Genomic DNA, 18,216 nt, shown 5'->3' on the forward strand with positions numbered 1-18,216 from the left:
ATGGCGGACCGGATCACGCTGGTCGGGCTGGAGCTGTTCGGCCACCACGGCGTCTACCCGCACGAGAAGCGGGACGGGCAACGGTTCGTCGTCGACCTCACGGTCTGGGCGGACCTGACCGCGGCGGCGGCGACCGACGACCTGACCCACACGGTCAACTACGGCGAGCTGGCCCAGCTGGCCGCGCAGGTGGTCACCGGGCCGCCCCGCGATCTGATCGAGGCGGTCGCCGGTGAGATTGCCGACCGGATCATGCGCGACTATCCCGTGCACGCCGTCGAGGTCACCGTGCACAAGCCGTCCGCGCCGATCCCGTTGACCTTCGCCGATGTCAGCGTCACCATCCGCCGCTCCATCCGGCGGGACGGCGCGGGCCGGACCGGAGCCGGGTCATGAGTCGCGCGGTCCTGTCCCTGGGATCCAACGTCGGCGATCGCACCGCGCACCTGCAGACGGCGGTGAATAGCCTGGGCCGGACGGTGCGGGCGGTCTCCTCGATCTACCGGACGCCGCCGTGGGGCGGAGTGCCGCAGCCCGACTACTACAACCTGGTGGTCATCGCCGAGGACGACGGCAACGACGCGCACGCCTGGTGGGAACGGTGTCAGGCGTTGGAGCAGGAGGCCGGCCGGGAACGGACGATCCGCTGGGGTCCGCGCACCCTGGACGCCGACGTCATTGTGGTCGAGGTGCACGGACACGCGGTGATCAGCGACGAGCCCGAGCTGACCCTGCCGCATCCGCGGGCGGCCCAGCGGGCCTTCGTGCTGCGTCCGTGGGCCGAGATCGACCCCACCGCCGAGCTGCCCGGGGCGGGGGCGATCGCGGATCTGCTCGACCGGTTGGACACGTCCGGAATCGTCCGCGTCGGCCATGTGCGCTGACCGGTGCCGGCGGCGGGCATGAGCACCGCGGACGGGCGAATGGGGCTGACCCGGTGGCGCGACCTCGCGGTGGTCGGCCTGGTCGCCGCGGTCGCCGGCTACCTGCTGGTCCGGGTCAGCTACTCGCAGATTCCGCCGTTGCCCCGGCTGGCCGGGGTGCTGGCGGCGCTGCTAGGCATCGGCGAGGGGGTGGCCGGCCTCGGGCTGCGTCGCCGGATCCGCCCCCGCGAACAACCAACCGGGCCGTCCCCGCGCCGCCCGGTGGAGCCGCTCACCGCGGCCCGGGCGGTGCTGGTGGCCAAGGCCAGCGCGCTGGCCGGGGCGGCCCTGGCCGGGCTGTGGCTGGGCCTGCTGGGGTACGTGGTGCCGCTCTGGTCCCAGTTCGCGGCCGCTGCGGCCGACAGCATCACCGGCTTCATCGGGCTGGCCGGCGCCGTCGTCATGGTGGCTGGGGCGTTGTTCCTGGAGCGGTCCTGCCTGGTGCCCGACCAGCGCTGAGCCAGGCTCGGCCGGCGTCGAGCCGGTCCGCGACGTCGAGCACCCGCGCCCGCAGGGCCTGCGACCGCTGCGTGAACTCCCGCTGGGCGGCCACGTACTGGGCCTTGCCGGCCGTGGTCTCGATCGGGATCGGCGGGTAGCCCAGATCGGCCAGGTCGTAGGGAGAGGCCCGCATGTCGACCTCCCGGATGTGCCGGGCCAGCACGAACGCGTCGACCACCAGCTCGCTGGGCACCATCGGCAGCAGCCGGTAGGCCCACTTGTAGATGTCCATGGACGCGTGCAGGCAGCCGGGCTGCTCCAGCTGCAGGCGGCCGTCGAGGGTGGGCTGCACCAGATTGCGCGGCCGGGCCGGCCCGGTGAAGAAGCGGAAGGCGTCGTAGTGGGTGCACCGGATCTGGTGGCTGCGCACCACCTCGTCGGTGGCCGCCGGGCCCAGGCGCAGCCGCCGCCCGCTGTGCCGGAGCTGGTCGGGGTCGTGCCGGTAGACCATCGCCCATTCGTGCAGCCCGAAGCAGCCGTACTGGGCGGGGGCCGTCGCGGTCGCCCGCAGCAGCCGCCGGACGAACTGCAGGGCCGCGTCCCGGGCGGGCAGGAATGCCGGCACGTCCACCCCGACCACCGCGCCGTCCGGCTCCAGGGTCCGGTGGAAGCGCCAGCCGGCCCGCTCCGGGGCCTGGGCCAGAGCGACGTCGAAACCTGGGTGCCAGCGCCGGAGCTGGCCGGGCCGCAGGTCGTAGTAGGAGAACAGGAAGTCCTCGACCGGGTGCGGCTGCTGGCGGCGGACCCGCTCGCGATGGCCGCGGGTGAGCTCGTCGACGCGGGCCTCGTGCGCGTCCTGCCGCGGCCGCCAGAGCTCGACCGGCAGCACCGTCGGCCCGGCCGGCCCGCTCGCGGTCACGCTGGTCATCCGTCCATTGTCCGGCCCGCGGATCGGGGTTCGGCACGGCTGTGCATGGTCGGGCCGGGGCCGGCCGGCCAAGTAGGCTGACACGCCGTGAGCTCACCGACCCCCGTAGACGACGAAGACCTGCCGGAGCAGATGCGCGTCCGTCGCGAGAAGCGGCAGCGCCTGCTCGACCAGGGCGTCGAACCGTATCCGGTGGAGGTGGCCCGCACCACGAGCCTGGCCGAGATCCGGCGTCGCTTCCCCGACCTGCCCCCGGACACCGACACCGGGGAACTGGTCGGCGTCACCGGTCGGGTCATCTTCCTGCGCAATTCGGGCAAGTTGTGCTTCGTCACCCTGCGCGAGGGTGGTGCCGGCGACACCGGCAGCGAATTGCAGATCATGGTGTCCCTGGCCGGCGTGGGTGAAGAATCTCTCGCGGCATTCAAACGAGACGTCGATCTCGGTGATCACCTGTTCGCGCACGGCCGGGTGATCACCTCCCGGCGCGGCGAGCTGTCGGTGATGGCCGATTCCTGGTCCATTGCCGCCAAGGCCCTGCGCCCCTTACCCGTCGCGCACAAGCCGCTGTCGGAGGAAGCCCGGGTCCGGCAGCGTTACGTCGATTTGATCGTGCGGCCGCAGGCCCGGCGGACGGTGGAGCTGCGGGCCGCGGTGAATCGCTCGCTGCGGGCGACCCTGCACGACCGCGGTTTTCTCGAGGTCGAAACTCCGATGCTGCAGGTGCTGCACGGCGGGGCCGCGGCCCGGCCGTTCTCCACCCACATGAATGCGCTGGACATGCAGGTGTTCCTGCGGATTGCCCCTGAGCTGTACCTCAAGCGGGCGGCGGTCGGCGGAATCGAGCGGGTCTTCGAGATCAACCGCAACTTCCGCAACGAGGGTGTGGATTCCTCCCATTCGCCGGAGTTCGCGATGTTGGAGGCGTACCAGGCGTACTCGGATTACAACGGCATCGCCGAGCTGACCCGCACGCTGATCCAGAATGTCGCCATCGCGGTGCACGGCACGACCTCGGTGATCCACGCCGACGGGCACGAATTCGATCTGGGCGGCGAGTGGCCGGCGATCACCCTGTACGGGTCGCTGTCCGAGGCGGCCGGCCGCGAGATCACCGTGCGGACCCCGATGAGCGAACTGATCGAGATCGCCGAGAAGCACGGTGTGCCGGTCGCTCCGCACTACGGTCCGGGCAAGCTGGCCGAGGAACTGTTCGACGAGCTGGTGGTCGACACCCTGGTCGCCCCCACCTTCGTCCGCGACTACCCGGTCGAGACCTCGCCGCTGACCCGCGATCACCGCAGTGAACCGGGGTTGACCGAAAAATGGGATCTCTACATCCGTGGCACCGAAATCGCCACCGGGTACTCCGAACTGGTCGACCCGGTCATTCAGCGCCAGCGATTCCAGGAACAGGCCCGGTTTGCCGGCCTGGGTGACGACGAGGCCATGGTCCTGGACGAGGAGTTCCTGCGGGCGATGGAGTATGCGATGCCACCGTCCGGCGGCATGGGCATGGGCATCGACCGGCTCATGATGGCCCTCACCGGTCTGGGGATCCGGGAGACCATCCTGTTCCCATTCGTGCGCCCGGGAGAATGACGGACGTCACCGGAGCCGTACGCAAACGCATTGAACGGATGAAGTATTGTGCCCGGGCATTGACTGTGGGTGATCTTCGCCACCAAGGGGTCTTCGCTCCGTGATGGGTGGCGAAAAGGCGATGCACGGCATTTGCGGAAAAAGTGGAAAAGTGGCCCCGGGCCGCTCTATCCTGGGTGTTCGGGGAAAACAGCAGTTTCTAGGAGGCTCACCCAATGGCAACCCTGACCACCGTCTCGTTGGTGGACGATCTGGACGGCTCCGAGGCCGCGGAGTCCGTGGAGTTCGCGCTTGACGGAGTGTCGTACGAAATCGATCTGAGCGAGGAGAACGCGGAAAAACTGCGGGACGCGCTCGCCAGCTACGTGGCCAGCGCTCGCCGGGTGGACGGCGGCCGTCGTGGCGCCCGGGCCAAGGTGGCCAAGCCGGCCAAGGCCGCCCGCGGCAGCCGGACCGCTCCCGATCGCGAGCAGACCGCCGCGATCCGCGAGTGGGCCCGGTCCAACGGCTACGAGGTCTCCGAGCGGGGCCGGCTGTCGGCCACCGTGCTGTCCGCGTTCGAGGCCGCGCACTGAGCGGTGCGACCTGAGCCGGTCTGATCCGGCGCGTATCGACCCCTGTCCCCTGGGTTGCGGACGGGGGTCGATACGTCTGCCGCCCGGTTCGCGGGCGGGTCGTTGCGGCCCTGTTCGCCCACGGCGTAGCCGTCGCGATGGCGGAACGAGACGCCGTGGGGGAGCGTTGGATTGCAGTGACGGCACGGTGCGCGGTGCCGTCGCCGCAGTGACCTGCCACGTTCTCCGGGGCGGATCGCGCCCACTGGCCGACTACAGTGAGCTATCCGACTCCGGGCCCGAGACGGCGACCCCGCCGCTCACGGGAACCAGGGCGGGACGAGTGGCAGATCGCCTCACCGCGCACGCCCGTAAGGAGTGCACATGTTCGAACGGTTTACCGACAGAGCCCGTCGTGTGGTTGTGCTGGCCCAAGAAGAGGCCCGCATGCTCAACCACAACTACATCGGCACCGAGCACATCCTGCTCGGCCTCATCCATGAGGGTGAGGGCGTGGCCGCCAAGGCCCTGGAGTCCCTCGGCATCGCACTCGAAGGCGTCCGCGCCCAGGTGGAGGAGATCATCGGCCAGGGGCAGCAGTCCCCGTCCGGTCACATCCCGTTCACCCCGCGGGCCAAGAAGGTGCTCGAGCTCTCCCTGCGCGAGGCGCTGCAGCTGGGCCACAACTACATCGGCACCGAGCACATTCTGCTCGGCCTCATCCGCGAGGGCGAGGGCGTGGCCGCCCAGGTGCTGGTCAAGCTCGGCGCCGACCTGAACCGGGTGCGCCAGCAGGTGCTGCAGCTGCTCTCCGGCTACCAGGGCAAGGAGACCGCGGCGGCCGAGGGCGGCCGGTCCGAGGGCACCCCGTCGACCTCGCTGGTCCTCGATCAGTTCGGTCGCAACCTGACCCAGTCCGCCCGGGAGGGCAAGCTCGACCCGGTCATCGGGCGCGAGAAGGAAATCGAGCGGGTCATGCAGGTGCTCTCCCGCCGGACCAAGAACAACCCGGTGCTGATCGGCGAGCCGGGCGTCGGCAAGACCGCGGTCGTCGAGGGCCTGGCCCAGGCGATCATCCGCGGCGACGTCCCGCAGACGCTCAAGGACAAGCACCTCTACACCCTCGACCTGGGCAGCCTGGTCGCCGGTTCCCGCTACCGCGGTGACTTCGAGGAGCGCCTGAAGAAGGTGCTCAAGGAGATCCGCACCCGCGGCGACATCATCATGTTCATCGACGAGATCCACACCCTCGTCGGCGCCGGTGCGGCCGAGGGTGCCATCGACGCGGCCTCCATCCTCAAGCCGATGCTGGCCCGCGGTGAGCTGCAGACCATCGGCGCGACCACCCTGGACGAGTACCGCAAGTACGTCGAGAAGGACGCCGCGCTCGAGCGTCGTTTCCAGCCGATCCAGGTCGGCGAGCCGACGGTGGCCCACACCATCGAGATCCTCAAGGGGCTGCGCGACCGGTACGAGGCGCACCACCGGATCACCATCACCGACGACGCGCTGGTCTCCGCGGCCACGCTGGCCGACCGGTACATCAGCGACCGGTACCTGCCGGACAAGGCGATCGACCTGATCGACGAGGCCGGCGCCCGGATGCGCATCCGCCGGATGACCGCGCCGCCGGACCTGCGCGACTTCGACGAGAAGCTGGCCGGCGTCCGCCGGGACAAGGAATCGGCGATCGACGCGCAGGACTTCGAGAAGGCCGCCGCCCTTCGGGACACCGAGAAGCAGCTGCTGGCGCGCAAGTCCGAGCGGGAGAAGGCCTGGAAGGACGGCGACCTGGACGTCATCTCCGAGGTCGACGACGAGCAGATCGCCGAGGTGCTGGCCAACTGGACCGGCATCCCCGTCTTCAAGCTGACCGAGGAGGAGACGACTCGACTGCTGAAGATGGAGGAGGAGCTGCACAAGCGGATCATCGGCCAGGATCAGGCGGTCAAGGCCGTCTCCCAGGCGATCCGCCGCACCCGCGCCGGCCTGAAGGATCCCAAGCGGCCCTCCGGCTCGTTCATCTTCGCCGGCCCGTCCGGCGTCGGGAAGACCGAGCTGACCAAGGCGCTGGCCGAGTTCCTGTTCGGCGACGAGGACGCGCTGATCCAGGTCGACATGGGTGAGTTCCACGACCGGTACACCGCGTCGCGGCTCTTCGGTGCCCCTCCCGGATATGTCGGCTACGAAGAGGGCGGGCAGCTCACCGAGAAGGTGCGCCGCAAGCCGTTCTCCGTGGTGCTGTTCGACGAGATCGAGAAGGCGCACCAGGACATCTACAACACGCTGCTGCAGGTGCTGGAAGATGGCCGGCTCACCGACGGCCAGGGCCGCACGGTGGACTTCAAGAACACCGTCATCGTCTTCACCTCGAACCTGGGGACGCAGGACATCTCCAAGGCCGTCGGGATGGGCTTCCAGCAGGGCAACAACTCGGAGTCCAACTACGAGCGGATGAAGCAGAAGGTCAACGACGAGCTCAAGCGTCATTTCCGTCCCGAGTTCCTCAACCGCATCGATGACGTGGTCGTCTTCCACCAGCTGACCACCGAAGAGATCAACCAGATGGTCGACTTGATGCTCAAGCGGGTCGAAGCGGCGCTGCGGAACAAGGACATGTCGCTGGAGCTGACCGACGCGGCCAAGACGCTGCTGGGGGAGCGGGGCTTCGACCCGGTCCTGGGTGCCCGGCCGCTGCGCCGGACCATCCAGCGGGAGATCGAGGACAAGCTGTCCGAGAAGATCCTGTTCGACGAGATCCGGCCCGGCCAGATCATCCTGGTCGACGTGCAGGACGCCACCGACGTCACCGGCAAGCCGACGAAGGAATTCACCTTCCGCGGCGAGCCGCGTCCGTCCGAGGTGCCTGACGCGGTGCCGGCCGGCCTGGCCATCGACGCCGGCCCGGAAGGCGCCACCGGCTGACGCCGACCGCCCGGACGACCGACCGACGCCCCGCCACCGACCAGGTGGCGGGGCGTCGGCCGTTTCCGGGGCCGGAGCCTGTCCCCGGCGCCGCCGCCCTCCCCAGCGCCGCGCCGGAGCCCGGGTTCGCTGACCGGAAAATCAACGTGCCGTTGGGCAGCCAAGGGTGACCCGTGGTGGTGACCATCGGGTTGAGTGGGTGTCGGGTTTAGGCGGCCGCGGTCAGGGTGACGTTGAAGCCGAGGGCTTCGAGTTGCCGGACGTGGTTACGGGTTCGGCGTCCGATGTCGATGCGTTGGTCGTTGAAGTCGACGCCGAGGTCGTGGAAGGTCGTGCCGGGGTTGGCGAGCAGGTGCCAGATGATGACAAGGATGGATCGGGCGATGGCGACGATCGTTTTGAGTTTGCCGCGGCGTTTGATCAGGCGTCGATAGCGTTCTCCCAGGAAGGTTTGGGTCTTGCCGCCGGTCGCGGCCGCTTCACCGAGCACGGCGCGCAGGTAACGGTTGCCCTTGCCGGTCTTACCGGTTGTTGATCGTTTCCCGGACTGGATCGTGCGGGGGCACAGCCGGGTCCAGGACACCAGATGGCCAGCGGTCGGGAACCGGCTCATGTCCAGCCCGATCTCGGCGATGATGACCTGTGCGTTGCTTGGGCCGATCCCGGGTATCTGGTCCAGGATCTTGATCATGTCTGCGGCCGTCGGCGGTGTCCGGCGCTGGGCCGCCTCGTCGGCGGGTGCGTTCGCCCTCGTACCGGGCCGAGTTTGGCCATCCGGTGCGGGGCGGTCCGGATCGGGGGTGTTACCGGCCGGCAACCTGGCCAGGAGTGCCTCGATGCGTGCGGTCAGGACGTCGATCTGATCGGTCAGCGTGTCGATCTGATGCAGCAGCATCCGGGCCAGCTCGGCGTGATGATCGTCGAACTGACCGGTCAGCGACTCGACCAGGTCGGCGTGCTTGAGCCGCATCCGGCCGCGGGCCATGCCGGCCAGAACCCGCGGGTCCCGCTGGCCCGCGATCAGGGCCTCAATCATGTCCCGGACGGACAGGGTGTCGATCCTGCTCGCCACGGAGGTGACCTTGATCAGGGCGTCCTCCAGCAGCTTCTCCAGCCGTTGCCAGTACCTGGTCCGGTCGCCGGTCAGATCGGCCCGCATCCGGGTGTAGTCGCGCAACTGCCGGACCTGCGCTGATGGCACGAACGATGGACGCAACAGCCCCTTCTCGGTGAGCTTGGCCAACCACACACTGTCCAGCTTGTCCGTTTTGGGGCGACCGGGGACGTTCTTGACATCGCGGGCATTGACCAACTGCACGTCCAGGCCATGAGCTTCCAGCAGATAGAACCAGATCCGCCAGTAGTCCGAGGTCGATTCCAGGGTCACCTTCTCGATGCCCTGGTCTGACAGCTGTGCGGCCAGGCCCAGGACCGCTCTGGTTCGGGCCGGGACGTCCCAGACTTTGCTCACTCGCCGACCCGTCCCGGACGCGGCTGGTACGCGAACGCAGACTGTGCCCGAGTCCTTGCCCACGTCGATCGCGCAGACCCGCTGCACGATCTGTTCATGGGGTTCGTCGAGGATCTCCTCGACCTGTTTGGTCATCACACCGCGTCGCTCCTTCCCTGAGGTGCACCACCGCCACGGCGGGCTGCCCGGGGGCCTCGGTCGGGAACCGAAAATCTGACCGGCGTGCTCGAAGCAACAGTGCGTGACCCGTCAAGGTCGGGCCCCGGCGCCAGACTGATCAACGGGCTCGAAGCTCAAGCGAACGAATCGGCGTCGACAGGCAACCCACCACCCATTTTCACGCCGTCGTGGCGTCACCGGAAGGGACAGGGTGACTGATCAAAGCCGCGGGTGCGTGTCGGAGATGCCGGGTTCGGCGCGGGAAAGATCCGGAATGTCAAGTGGTGGTTGCAACTGTCAACTCCTGCAGCACTTCTGCTGGGGTTCGGTACCCCAGGACCTTGCGGGGGCGGCTGTTGAGCAGGTCCGCGACGTGATCGAGTTCTTCCTGACTGATCGTGCGGAAGTCGGCGACGCCGCGGGGGAAGTAGTAGCGGATGAGCCGGTTGGTGTTCTCGTTCGTTCCGCGTTGCCAGGGGCTGTACGGGTCGGCGAAGTACACCTTGATGCCCGTGGCGATGGTGAAGTCCACGTGCCGGGCCATCTCCTTGCCCCGATCCCAGGTGAGGCTGCGGTGCAGATCGGCGGGCAACGCGGTGATCTTCGAGGTCAACGATGCGTTGACCGCAGCTGCGGTGCGTCGTCCGCCGGGCAGGCCGCAGATCAGGGTGAACCGGGAGGCCCGTTCGACGACCGTAGCGATCGCCGAGGATTTGCCGACCCCGATCACCAGGTCACCCTCCCAGTGCCCAGGGACCCTGCGGTCATCGGCTTCGGCGGGGCGCTGCGTAATCGGGACGGCATCGGAGATTTTGCCTCGCAACGACTCCGGACGGTCGCGGGTACTTCGCCTGCTCCGTTCGATACGAGCCTCGGTCTGCAGCGCCAGCCGCAGACTGCCGCGGCCGCCGACGTACCACGCGTGATAGATCGTCTCGTGGGACACACGTAAGCCTGGCTCATCGGGATGCTCACGGGCCAACCGGCCCGCGATCTGCTGCGGTGACCACCCCCGCCGCAGATCCGACACCACCCTTTCCCGTAGCGCGGTGCCCGGCGCGAGCTTGCGCGGCTTGGGTCGAGGAGCCCGCGCGCAAGACTGCGAATGAGCCGCATGCGGCCGATACCCGTACGGCGAGGGAAGGCTGTTGCGCTTGATCTCGCGACAGATCGTTGACCGATGCCGACCAAGCTGGCGACCGATCGCCGCCGCCGTCGCGCCGGCCAACAACAGATCGGCCAGCACGATCCGCTCCTCCACCGTCAACCGAGCACCCGGCACAAGATCACTCTCCCCAGCTGTCACACCGACGTTGCAACAGATACTGGAACCCACCATCAGCGAAACCGTGGGGGTGGCTGGGCTGCGCCGGTCACGGCCGGGCCGGTGCTCCGGGCAAGCGGTACCAGCCGGGCTGATCGGACTCGACCAGGCCGTCAGCGAGCAGCGAGCTCAGGCAGCGCCGCGATTGGTCGGGCGGGCCGGCGGCCAGCAGATCGAGCTCGGTGACCGGGCCGGACGCGGCGCGCAGCTGGGCCAGGATCCGGCCGCGGACCTGCCGGTCGGTGCCGTGCCAGGTCTGAACCGGACGTTTGGCCACGCCGGCCACCGATCCGGCGCGCTGCCACCGGCAGCGGCCGAGCAGCGGGCAGCGCTCGCAGTCGGGTCGGACCGCGGTGCAGCGCAGGGCGCCCAGCTCCATCACGGCCACCGAGAACCGCGCCGCGGTGGCCGGATCCTCGGGCAGGTACGCGCTCATCTCCAGCCGGTCCGCGGCCGTCGCCGACGCCCGCGGCTCGTCGACGCCGCGCACCACCCGGGAGAGCACCCGGCGCACGTTGGTGTCCACGACGGGCACCCGGGCGCCGAAGGCGAACGCGGCCACCGCCCGGGCCGTGTACTCGCCGATCCCGGGCAACTGCAGCAGCTCCTCGACCGTGGCCGGCACCGCCCCGCCGTGAACTGCGGTGATGGCGGTGGCGGCCCCGTGCAGCCGCAACGCCCGGCGCGGGTAACCCAGCCGGCCCCACGCGCGGATCGCCTCCCCGGCCGATTCCGCGGCCAGGTCGGCCGGCCGCGGCCAGCGGTCCAGCCACTGCGTCCAGACGGGCAGCACCCGATTCACCGGGGTCTGCTGCAGCATGACCTCGCTGACCAGCACCCCCCAGGGGGTCGCCGACGGGCCACGCCACGGGAGGTCCCGGGCGTGGCGGTCGTAGAACTCCAGCACCAGATCGGCGTCCAGGCTCGGCCCGGCGCCGACGTCGGGATCAGTCCGCGTCAGCTGTGCTCTCCACCGGCTTGCCCTGGCCGGTCGGCTCGTCGTCGGCGAGAACCTCTTCCAGCAGGCCGGTCTCGACATCGAAGATGAAGCCGCGGACCGCGTCGGTGTGGTACACGAACGGCGAGTCCTGGATGCGGCGCATCGACTCACGAACCGAGTCGTGCGGATCGCTGAACGCCTGCACCGACCAGGTCGGCCGATAGCCGGCGAACCGGGACAGCAGGGCCCGGAACTCGTCCTCGTTGAGCTTGGCCAGACCGCAGTCGGTGTGATGGACGATCATCACCTCGCGGGTGCCCAGCGCGTGCTGGGAGATGGCCAGCGAACGGATGACGTCGTCGGAGATGATCCCGCCCGCGTTCCGCAGCAGGTGGATCTCGCCGGGATTGAGCCGGAAGGCCACGTGCGCGTCGACCCGGCAGTCCATACACATGACGACGGCCAGATGTTTGAGGGGCGACGGGCCCAGGCCGGACGGATGGTACATGGCCGCAGTCTTGTTTCGCCGCAGCATTTCGTCGATCGCCGTCACAGCAGCTCCTTCGGCGTTGCTCCCCGGGATGGTGTTAGTGCGAGACTACCGTCGCTCGCGTGATGCACCCGGTCGGACCGTCGAGTCCCACGACGTACTGGATTCGTAGAGTCCTGGCGGTCGTGGTGGCGGTTGCCGTGTTGGTCGGCGTCATCCTCTACCTGGCCGGCCGCTCCTCCCGCTCGTCGGCCGGAACCGACCCCGCCCCGGCCGCCGTCACCTCGGCCGCACCGACCTTGACCGGGGTGCTGGCCAACTCGACCGGACCGTCCCGCTCGACCGTGCCCTCGCCCACCCCGACGCCGACCGCGCCGACCGACGCGACCGCCTCGGCGCCGCCGGCCGATCCGAACGCCGCGGCCACACCGAGCCCCACCGACGCCTCCCCTACCGACGCCGCCCCTACCGATGCCTCGCCCACCGCGACCCCGCCCACCGATCCGGCCGCCGCGCCGCCGTCGGAGACGGCGCCGGCCGCACCGCCGCCCCCGCCGCCGCCGTCCTATGACGCCGACGGCAAGCTGTTGTGCGCCGACGCCTCGGTGGCCGTCGCGGCGCAGGCCCCGGAGCAGGTGGCCGCGGGGGCGAATGTGATCGTCGGGATGACGGTCACCAACAGCGGGGCCGAAGCCTGTCGTCGGGACGTCTCGGGCACCCTGCAGGTATTCACCGTGTTCGCGGCGGACGGCACCCGGATGTGGTCGACGGCCGACTGCTTCCCCGGCCAGGGCACCGACGTGCGCGACCTGGCGCCCGGCGAGTCGCTCAAGTACACGGTCAAGTGGTCGGGCACGACGTCGGCTCCGGGCTGCACCGGTGAGCGGGCGCCGTTGGCCCCCGGCTCCTACAGCCTGATCGCGCAACTGGGCGCCCTGTCCAGCCCGCCGGCGGCCTTCACCGTCGCCTGACCGCTCCGGCCGCCCGGAGCGGCGGGGGAGGTCTACAACGCGGTTCCGTAGCGGTCCACGATGGAGGATTCGGCCAGCCGGGACAGCCCCTCGCGCACGACCCGGGCCCGGGCCTCGCCGACCCCGTCCACGGCCTGCAGGTCGGCGGCGGTGGCCGCCAGCAGGCCCTGCAGGTTGCCGAAGTGCTGGATGAGCCGATCCAGCACCGCCGGGGGCACCCGGGGAATGCCGGACAGCAGGCGGTAGCCGCGAGGGCTGACCGCCGAATCCAGGGCGTCGCCGACGATGGTGATGCCCAGCACCCGGGCGACCGCGCCCAGGTCGAGCAGTGCGACCTCGTCGAGCTCGTCCAGCGCGTCGATGATCTCGTCGATCGTGTCCGGGCTCTGCTCGGCCGGTAGGTAGTCGCGGATCAGCAGTTCCTGCAGCCCCTGGGTGCCGCTGAGCATCTCGTCGAGCTGCAGGCCGAGCAGCCGCCCGTCGGTGCCGAGCTCGATGACGTTGCTGGTCAGTTCGTCGGCGATGCGCCGGACCATCAGCAGCCGTTGCAGGACCGTCATCGCGTCGCGCAGGGTGGCGAAGTCCTCGATCTCCAGCGCGGACAGGGTCCGGGCCACCTCGTCGAGGCGGAACTTGTACCGCTGCAGCGTGGACAGGGCCTGGTTGGCCCGGCTCATGATGGTCGGCGGGTCGGCGACGACGTGCCGGCGGCCCCCGAAGTACAGGTTGATGATCGACATCGAATGGCTGACCGCGATGACCGGATGGCCGGTCTGCAATCCGGTCCGTTCCGCGGTGCGGTGGCGGGTGCCGGATTCCACGGTAGGGATGGTCGGAACGGGGGTCAGGTGCACATTGGCCCGGACGATCTTGCTGGCGTCGTCGGTGAGCACGACGGCGCCGTCCATCTTGCACAGCTCGCGCAGCCGGGTCGAGGAGAACTCGACGTCCAGCCGGAAGCCGCCGTCACACAGGTCGTCCACCGCCTGATCGAAGCCCAGGACGATCAGTGCGCCGGTGCGTCCGCGCAGGATCCGCTCCAGCCCGTCGCGCAAGGGAGTCCCGGGGGCGACCCGAGCCAGCACGGCGCGATGCGCAGCCACGCTCGTGCGGTCTTCCACCGGCCCCTCCCTCGGTCCCGGTCAGTTTAGGGCCGGTGGGTCGGGCCCGGATCACCCGGCATTGACGACGCCCGGATGGACGCCCTCCGGGGGCCGTCCCCGGCCTGCTCAGCCGACCCCCTTGGCGCCCCGGTGCATCCACCGGACCACCCCGTCGCCGGCGGCGAAGTTGAGCGCCTCACCCAGGCTGGCCGCCTCGACGACCCGCATACCCCGCGGCCGATCGGTGGCCGAGCCCGGCGGGACGATCGCGTACTCGAAACCGACCCGGGCGGCCGCGGCCAGGCGTTGCGCTACCCCGGGCACCGGGTGCACGTCGGCGGCCAGGCCCAGCTCGCCGATGGCGACCAGCCCAGCCGGCAGGGACGCGTCCCGGGCGGAGGAATGGATGGCCAGGGCCAGGGCCAGGTCGGCCGCCGGCTCGGCGATCTTCCAGCCACCGACGGTCGAGGCGAGCACCTCCTTGCCGGCCAGGCTCACCCCTGACCAGCGCTGCAGGATGGCCACGACCATCGCGGCCCGGGAGGGGTCGAGGCCGGACACCGTCCGCCGACCGCTCTCGGCCCCGCTGGGGGTGATCAGGGTCTGCAGTTCGACCGGCATCGCGCGCCGTCCCTGCAGGGCCACGGTGGTGCAGGTGCCGGCGACCGGAACGGCCCGCCGAGTCAGGAACAGGCCGGAGGGGTCGGGCATCTCGGCGATGCCATCGGGGACCATCCGAAAACACCCGACCTCGTCGGCCGGGCCGTAGCGGTTCTTCACCCCACGCACCGTCCGCAGGATCGAGTGCCGGTCGCCCTCGAAGTGCAGCACGACGTCCACCAGGTGCTCCAGCACCCGGGGACCGGCGATCGCGCCGTCCTTGGTGACGTGCCCGACCAGCACGCAGGCCATGTTCCGCTGCTTGGCCTCGGCGGTCAGCGCGGCCGCGACCGCCCGGACCTGGCTGACCCCGCCGGCGGTGCCGTCGACGGTGGGGGCGGCAATGGTCTGCACGGAGTCGACGATGAGCAAGCGCGGCTTGACCAGCTCGACCTGGCCGAGCACGGCCTCCAGATCGCCCTCGGCGGCCAGGAAGATCCCCTCGTGCAAGGCGTTCATCCGCTCCGCCCGCAGCTTGACCTGGGCGGCCGACTCCTCCCCGGTGACGACCAGGACCGGCCCGTGCCCGCGCTCGGCCCAGGCCTTGGCCGCGGCCAGGAGCAGGGTCGACTTGCCGACGCCGGGTTCGCCGGCCAGCAGGATCACCGCCCCGGGGGTCAGGCCGCCGCCCAGCACCCGGTCGAACTCGGCCAGCCCGCTGGCCGTGGGCCGCACGACCTCGGCCGAGACCTCGCGGATGCGCTGGGCGGGGTGGGTCACCGGACCCGGGGACAGCCGCCGCACGCTCGAGCCGGGTGCCGGTCCCTCGTCGAGGGAACCCCAGGCCTGGCACTCCGGACACCGGCCGTGCCACTTGGCCGTCTCATGACCGCATGCACTGCAGCGGAAGGCCGGCCGCAGGGGGCGAGCGGGGGTACGGCTGTTCGATCTCATGCTCGGCACCGTAGGACATGGGTCCGACAGTGCCCGGCATCACGCGCGATCGGGGCCCGTCAGGGTTGTCGAAGCAGACCCGATCAGCCGGTCAGTGGCCGTTGGGCAGGACGTCGCCCTCGGCCAGCTCGTCCTCTTCCCACAGCGGCGTCGGGTGCGGCGGCAGGATGTTGACGGTCTCCCGGTTGGTGGACCGTTCGGCGGGCAGCTGGATCGGCACGTTCAGATCGACGGTGCCGGCGTTGGCGAACGAGAACGTCATCGGGATGGACACCCCGTACGGCTGGTCCTGGACGAAGCCGGTGACGATCACCTCGGTGCCGCTGGAGTCGCTGGCGAAGTCCGACAGCTTCTGCGGGGGCAGGGTCGCGTCGCCGGTGATGCGGACCGAGTTCGCCGCGCTGGTCGTCACGCTCTCCAGGGTGTCGGCGTTCAGGCCGTTGTTGGAGATATAAAGCAGCACCCGGGCATTGGCTCCGGCCGGGTAGTCCTCGCGCTCGGTGGGGGCCAGACGCGCGTTGAGCACGGCGATGTCGCCGACCGTGCCATTGGCGCCGTCGATGGCCGCGACCTGATCGGCGGTCTGGGAGTACTGGCCGGCCGCGCATCCGCTGACGGCCAGCGTCATCGCGGCGAACAGCGCCAAACCGGCGGGAGCGAGCACTCGGCGCGGCAACCGGGCGGTGCGGGTCACGGCGGTCCCCTCTTCTGGTCCATCCGCTCCCGAGGGAGCGTGCGGCGCGATCGACTGACAGATGCTGCTGATCATGCTCGGCGCGGGCAGGTGCGTGCGAATCCGCCCGGCGGCCTTGGCATGCAGGTTAGTCGCCGCGTCCGGAGCTCTGCTCGCCGGGAGGGGACTGTGTGGCCGTGTCGTGACCGGGGTGGGGCGCCCGGGTCGGTCTTCCGGCGCCCGGGACCGGGCCCGGGCCGGGCGCAGGACGGATCCGGGACCGGCGGTCCACCCGGGTCGTCAAGGGCCGCAACAATTCACGACTGGGTGTCGCATGCACGCGTCCGCGTTGTTTGTCAAGTGATCGGATAGGCCCTGACCTGCGAGAACGGGGGAGGCCGGGGTTCAGAACGTGGTAGGATGGGATTAGCGAAAGGGGTCTTGAACGCTCATGGTTTTCAACGTTGGCGAAACCGTTGTCTACCCGCATCACGGTGCGGCCCTCATCCAGGCCACCGAGACCAGGACCGTGAAGGGTGTCGAAAAGCTGTATCTGGTGCTGAAGGTCGCCCAGGGCGATCTCACGGTCAAGGTACCGGCTGACAACGCTGAGATCGTCGGTGTCCGTGACGTCGTCGATCGTACCGGTCTGGATCACGTCTTCGAGGTGTTGCGCGCGCCGCACACCGAGGAGCCGACCAACTGGTCGCGGCGGTACAAGGCGAATCTGGAGAAGTTGGCGTCCGGCGACGTGAACAAGGTTGCCGAGGTCGTGCGCGACCTGTGGCGCCGCGATCGCGAGCGCGGCCTGTCCGCCGGCGAGAAGCGGATGCTGGCCAAGGCCCGGCAGATCCTGGTCTCCGAGTTGGCGCTGGCCGAAGGAACGAACGAGGTCAGGGCCGAGGGCATCCTCGACGAGGTCCTGGCTTCCTGATCGACGCGATGACGCCGGCTCGTCCGGCGTCATCGGTCGTTTCACATCCCGCACGATGACCGTCGCCGCAATAGTGCCTGCCGCCGGGTCCGGCGAACGGCTCGGTGCCGGCATCCCCAAGGCCTTTGTCCGGGTGCAGGGACGCGAACTCGTGGCGCACGCGGTGGACCGCCTGCGCCAGGCCGGCGTCGATCATGTCGTGGTCGCGGTGTCCGCCGATCAGGTCGAGCAGGCCCGGTCGTTGGTCGGCGACGTGGCTTCGGTGGTGATCGGCGGCGCCGACCGGACGGCCTCGGTCGCGGCCGGCCTGGCTGCCGTGCCGGCCGACGCCGGCATCGTGCTCGTGCACGATGCGGCCCGCGCGTTCGCGCCGGCCACGCTCATCGAGCAGGTGATCGCGCGGGTCGGCGAGGGTGCCGACGCCGTCGTTCCGGTGCTGCCGGTGGTCGACACCATCCGCACCATCACCGACGGCGGCGCGCTCACCGGCACCGTCGACCGCAGCTGCCTGCGGATCGTGCAGACCCCGCAGGGCTTCCGCGCCGCGGTGCTCCGGCGCGCGCATGCCGCGGCCGCCGGTCGCGGCGAGTCGGCCACCGACGACGCCGCGCTGTGCGAATCGATCGGCGTCCGGGTCACTGCCGTCGACGGCGATCGGTCAGCCTTCAAGATCACCACCGCGGACGATTTGGAGACGGCGCAGCGCATGACGACCGATCCGGCCCCGGTCACCGACCTGCGAGTCGGTTCCGGCATCGACGTGCACCCGATCGAGCCCGGCCGGGACTGCTGGGTGGCCGGATTGCTCTTCGAAGATGCCGACGGTTGCGCCGGACATTCCGACGGTGACGTGGCCGCCCACGCGCTGTGCGACGCCCTGCTGTCCGCGGCCGGGTTGGGCGACCTGGGTGCAGTCTTCGGCACGTCCGATCCCCGCTGGTCGGGCGCCTCCGGGGCCACCTTGCTGGCCGAGGTGGTGGCCCGGGTCAAGGCCGCCGGATACCAGGTGATCAACGCCTCGGTGCAGGTGATCGCCAACACGCCCAAGCTCTCGCCCCGCCGGGTCGAGGCCCAGCAGGCACTTTCCGCCGTCGTCGGCGGTCCGGTCTCGGTGGCCGGGACGACCACCGACGGCCTTGGCCTGACCGGGCGCGGGGAAGGCCGCGCGGCCACCGCGACCGCCCTGCTCGGGCCGGCCTGACTCCCGTCGGGGCCTCACCCGGG

General features: G+C 70.1%; 17 protein-coding genes. 9 read left to right on the forward strand and 8 right to left on the reverse strand.

Annotated features, from left to right (window positions below; genetic code table 11):
- The 3 genes from folB to NAMU_RS04265 are packed head-to-tail and all read left to right on the forward strand — an operon-like array spanning position 1 to position 1,382.
- On the forward strand, positions 1 to 396 hold the full coding sequence (gene folB / locus NAMU_RS04255; RefSeq protein ID WP_015746178.1) for a dihydroneopterin aldolase: 396 nt from the start codon (positions 1 to 3) through the stop codon (positions 394 to 396).
- Complete coding sequence (folK, locus tag NAMU_RS04260; RefSeq protein WP_015746179.1) at positions 393 to 884, forward strand: 2-amino-4-hydroxy-6-hydroxymethyldihydropteridine diphosphokinase; 492 nt, start codon at positions 393 to 395, stop codon at positions 882 to 884. Before folB ends, folK begins: the two co-directional genes overlap by 4 nt.
- An 18-nt stretch (positions 885 to 902) precedes the next feature.
- Positions 903 to 1,382: a DUF3180 domain-containing protein gene (locus tag NAMU_RS04265; RefSeq protein ID WP_015746180.1), complete on the forward strand. Its 480-nt coding sequence runs from the start codon at positions 903 to 905 to the stop codon at positions 1,380 to 1,382.
- On the opposite strand, the gene NAMU_RS04270 is transcribed toward NAMU_RS04265, so the two are convergent.
- On the reverse strand, positions 1,324 to 2,292 hold the full coding sequence (locus tag NAMU_RS04270) for a hypothetical protein (RefSeq protein ID WP_015746181.1): 969 nt from the start codon (positions 2,290 to 2,292) through the stop codon (positions 1,324 to 1,326). The two genes, NAMU_RS04265 and NAMU_RS04270, sit on opposite strands and share 59 nt — an antisense overlap.
- A gap of 132 nt (positions 2,293 to 2,424) precedes the next feature.
- On the opposite strand from NAMU_RS04270, the gene lysS reads away from it, so the two are divergent.
- The 3 genes from lysS (at position 2,425) to NAMU_RS04285 (ending at position 7,373) form a co-directional block, all read left to right on the forward strand.
- A complete protein-coding gene (gene lysS, locus NAMU_RS04275; protein WP_052307812.1) occupies positions 2,425 to 3,894 on the forward strand; it encodes a lysine--tRNA ligase in 1,470 nt (489 codons plus the stop codon).
- Positions 3,895 to 4,109: 215 nt separating this feature from the next.
- Entirely contained in the window at positions 4,110 to 4,469 is a 360-nt protein-coding gene (locus tag NAMU_RS04280; RefSeq protein WP_015746183.1) for a histone-like nucleoid-structuring protein Lsr2, read from the forward strand.
- 363 nt (positions 4,470 to 4,832) lie between these two features.
- Complete coding sequence (locus NAMU_RS04285; protein WP_015746184.1) at positions 4,833 to 7,373, forward strand: ATP-dependent Clp protease ATP-binding subunit; 2,541 nt, start codon at positions 4,833 to 4,835, stop codon at positions 7,371 to 7,373.
- Between the two features lie 208 nt (positions 7,374 to 7,581).
- Here NAMU_RS04285 and NAMU_RS04290 read toward each other — a convergent pair whose 3' ends face one another.
- The 4 genes from NAMU_RS04290 to NAMU_RS04305 all read right to left on the reverse strand — a co-directional run bounded on the left by NAMU_RS04290 (position 7,582) and on the right by NAMU_RS04305 (position 11,820).
- Positions 7,582 to 8,979 carry an IS110 family RNA-guided transposase gene (locus tag NAMU_RS04290; RefSeq protein ID WP_041368389.1) on the reverse strand — a complete coding sequence of 466 codons (1,398 nt, stop codon included), beginning with the start codon at positions 8,977 to 8,979 and terminating at the stop codon, positions 7,582 to 7,584.
- A 301-nt stretch (positions 8,980 to 9,280) separates the two neighbouring features.
- The gene (locus NAMU_RS04295; RefSeq protein ID WP_083785683.1) at positions 9,281 to 10,342 is read right to left on the reverse strand and encodes an IS30 family transposase; all 1,062 of its coding nucleotides are present in this window, start codon (positions 10,340 to 10,342) and stop codon (positions 9,281 to 9,283) included.
- A gap of 34 nt (positions 10,343 to 10,376) precedes the next feature.
- Entirely contained in the window at positions 10,377 to 11,234 is an 858-nt protein-coding gene (locus NAMU_RS04300) for an HhH-GPD family protein (protein WP_015746186.1), read from the reverse strand.
- Positions 11,235 to 11,274: 40 nt separating this feature from the next.
- Positions 11,275 to 11,820, reverse strand: a complete 546-nt coding sequence (locus tag NAMU_RS04305; protein WP_015746187.1) for a beta-class carbonic anhydrase — start codon at positions 11,818 to 11,820, stop codon at positions 11,275 to 11,277.
- Positions 11,821 to 11,945: 125 nt separating this feature from the next.
- Here NAMU_RS04305 and NAMU_RS04310 point away from each other — a divergent pair, with 125 nt between their 5' ends.
- Positions 11,946 to 12,728, forward strand: coding sequence for a hypothetical protein (locus NAMU_RS04310; protein ID WP_138179945.1), 783 nt, complete (start codon positions 11,946 to 11,948; stop codon positions 12,726 to 12,728).
- A gap of 32 nt (positions 12,729 to 12,760) precedes the next feature.
- Here NAMU_RS04310 and disA read toward each other — a convergent pair whose 3' ends face one another.
- From disA to NAMU_RS04325, 3 genes are all read right to left on the reverse strand, one after another.
- Positions 12,761 to 13,849: a DNA integrity scanning diadenylate cyclase DisA gene (disA, locus tag NAMU_RS04315; RefSeq protein ID WP_015746189.1), complete on the reverse strand. Its 1,089-nt coding sequence runs from the start codon at positions 13,847 to 13,849 to the stop codon at positions 12,761 to 12,763.
- A gap of 108 nt (positions 13,850 to 13,957) precedes the next feature.
- Positions 13,958 to 15,385 carry a DNA repair protein RadA gene (gene radA / locus NAMU_RS04320; RefSeq protein WP_015746190.1) on the reverse strand — a complete coding sequence of 476 codons (1,428 nt, stop codon included), beginning with the start codon at positions 15,383 to 15,385 and terminating at the stop codon, positions 13,958 to 13,960.
- Positions 15,386 to 15,476: 91 nt separating this feature from the next.
- Entirely contained in the window at positions 15,477 to 16,079 is a 603-nt protein-coding gene (locus NAMU_RS04325; protein ID WP_015746191.1) for a hypothetical protein, read from the reverse strand.
- Positions 16,080 to 16,509: 430 nt separating this feature from the next.
- Here NAMU_RS04325 and NAMU_RS04330 point away from each other — a divergent pair, with 430 nt between their 5' ends.
- Positions 16,510 to 16,992, forward strand: coding sequence for a CarD family transcriptional regulator (locus tag NAMU_RS04330; protein ID WP_015746192.1), 483 nt, complete (start codon positions 16,510 to 16,512; stop codon positions 16,990 to 16,992).
- A gap of 55 nt (positions 16,993 to 17,047) precedes the next feature.
- Positions 17,048 to 18,193, forward strand: a complete 1,146-nt coding sequence (gene ispD / locus NAMU_RS04335; protein WP_015746193.1) for a 2-C-methyl-D-erythritol 4-phosphate cytidylyltransferase — start codon at positions 17,048 to 17,050, stop codon at positions 18,191 to 18,193.
- The last annotated feature ends 23 nt before the right edge of the window (positions 18,194 to 18,216 follow it).

The organism is Nakamurella multipartita DSM 44233 (genome assembly GCF_000024365.1).
Classification (GTDB): Bacteria; Actinomycetota; Actinomycetes; order Mycobacteriales; family Nakamurellaceae; genus Nakamurella; species Nakamurella multipartita.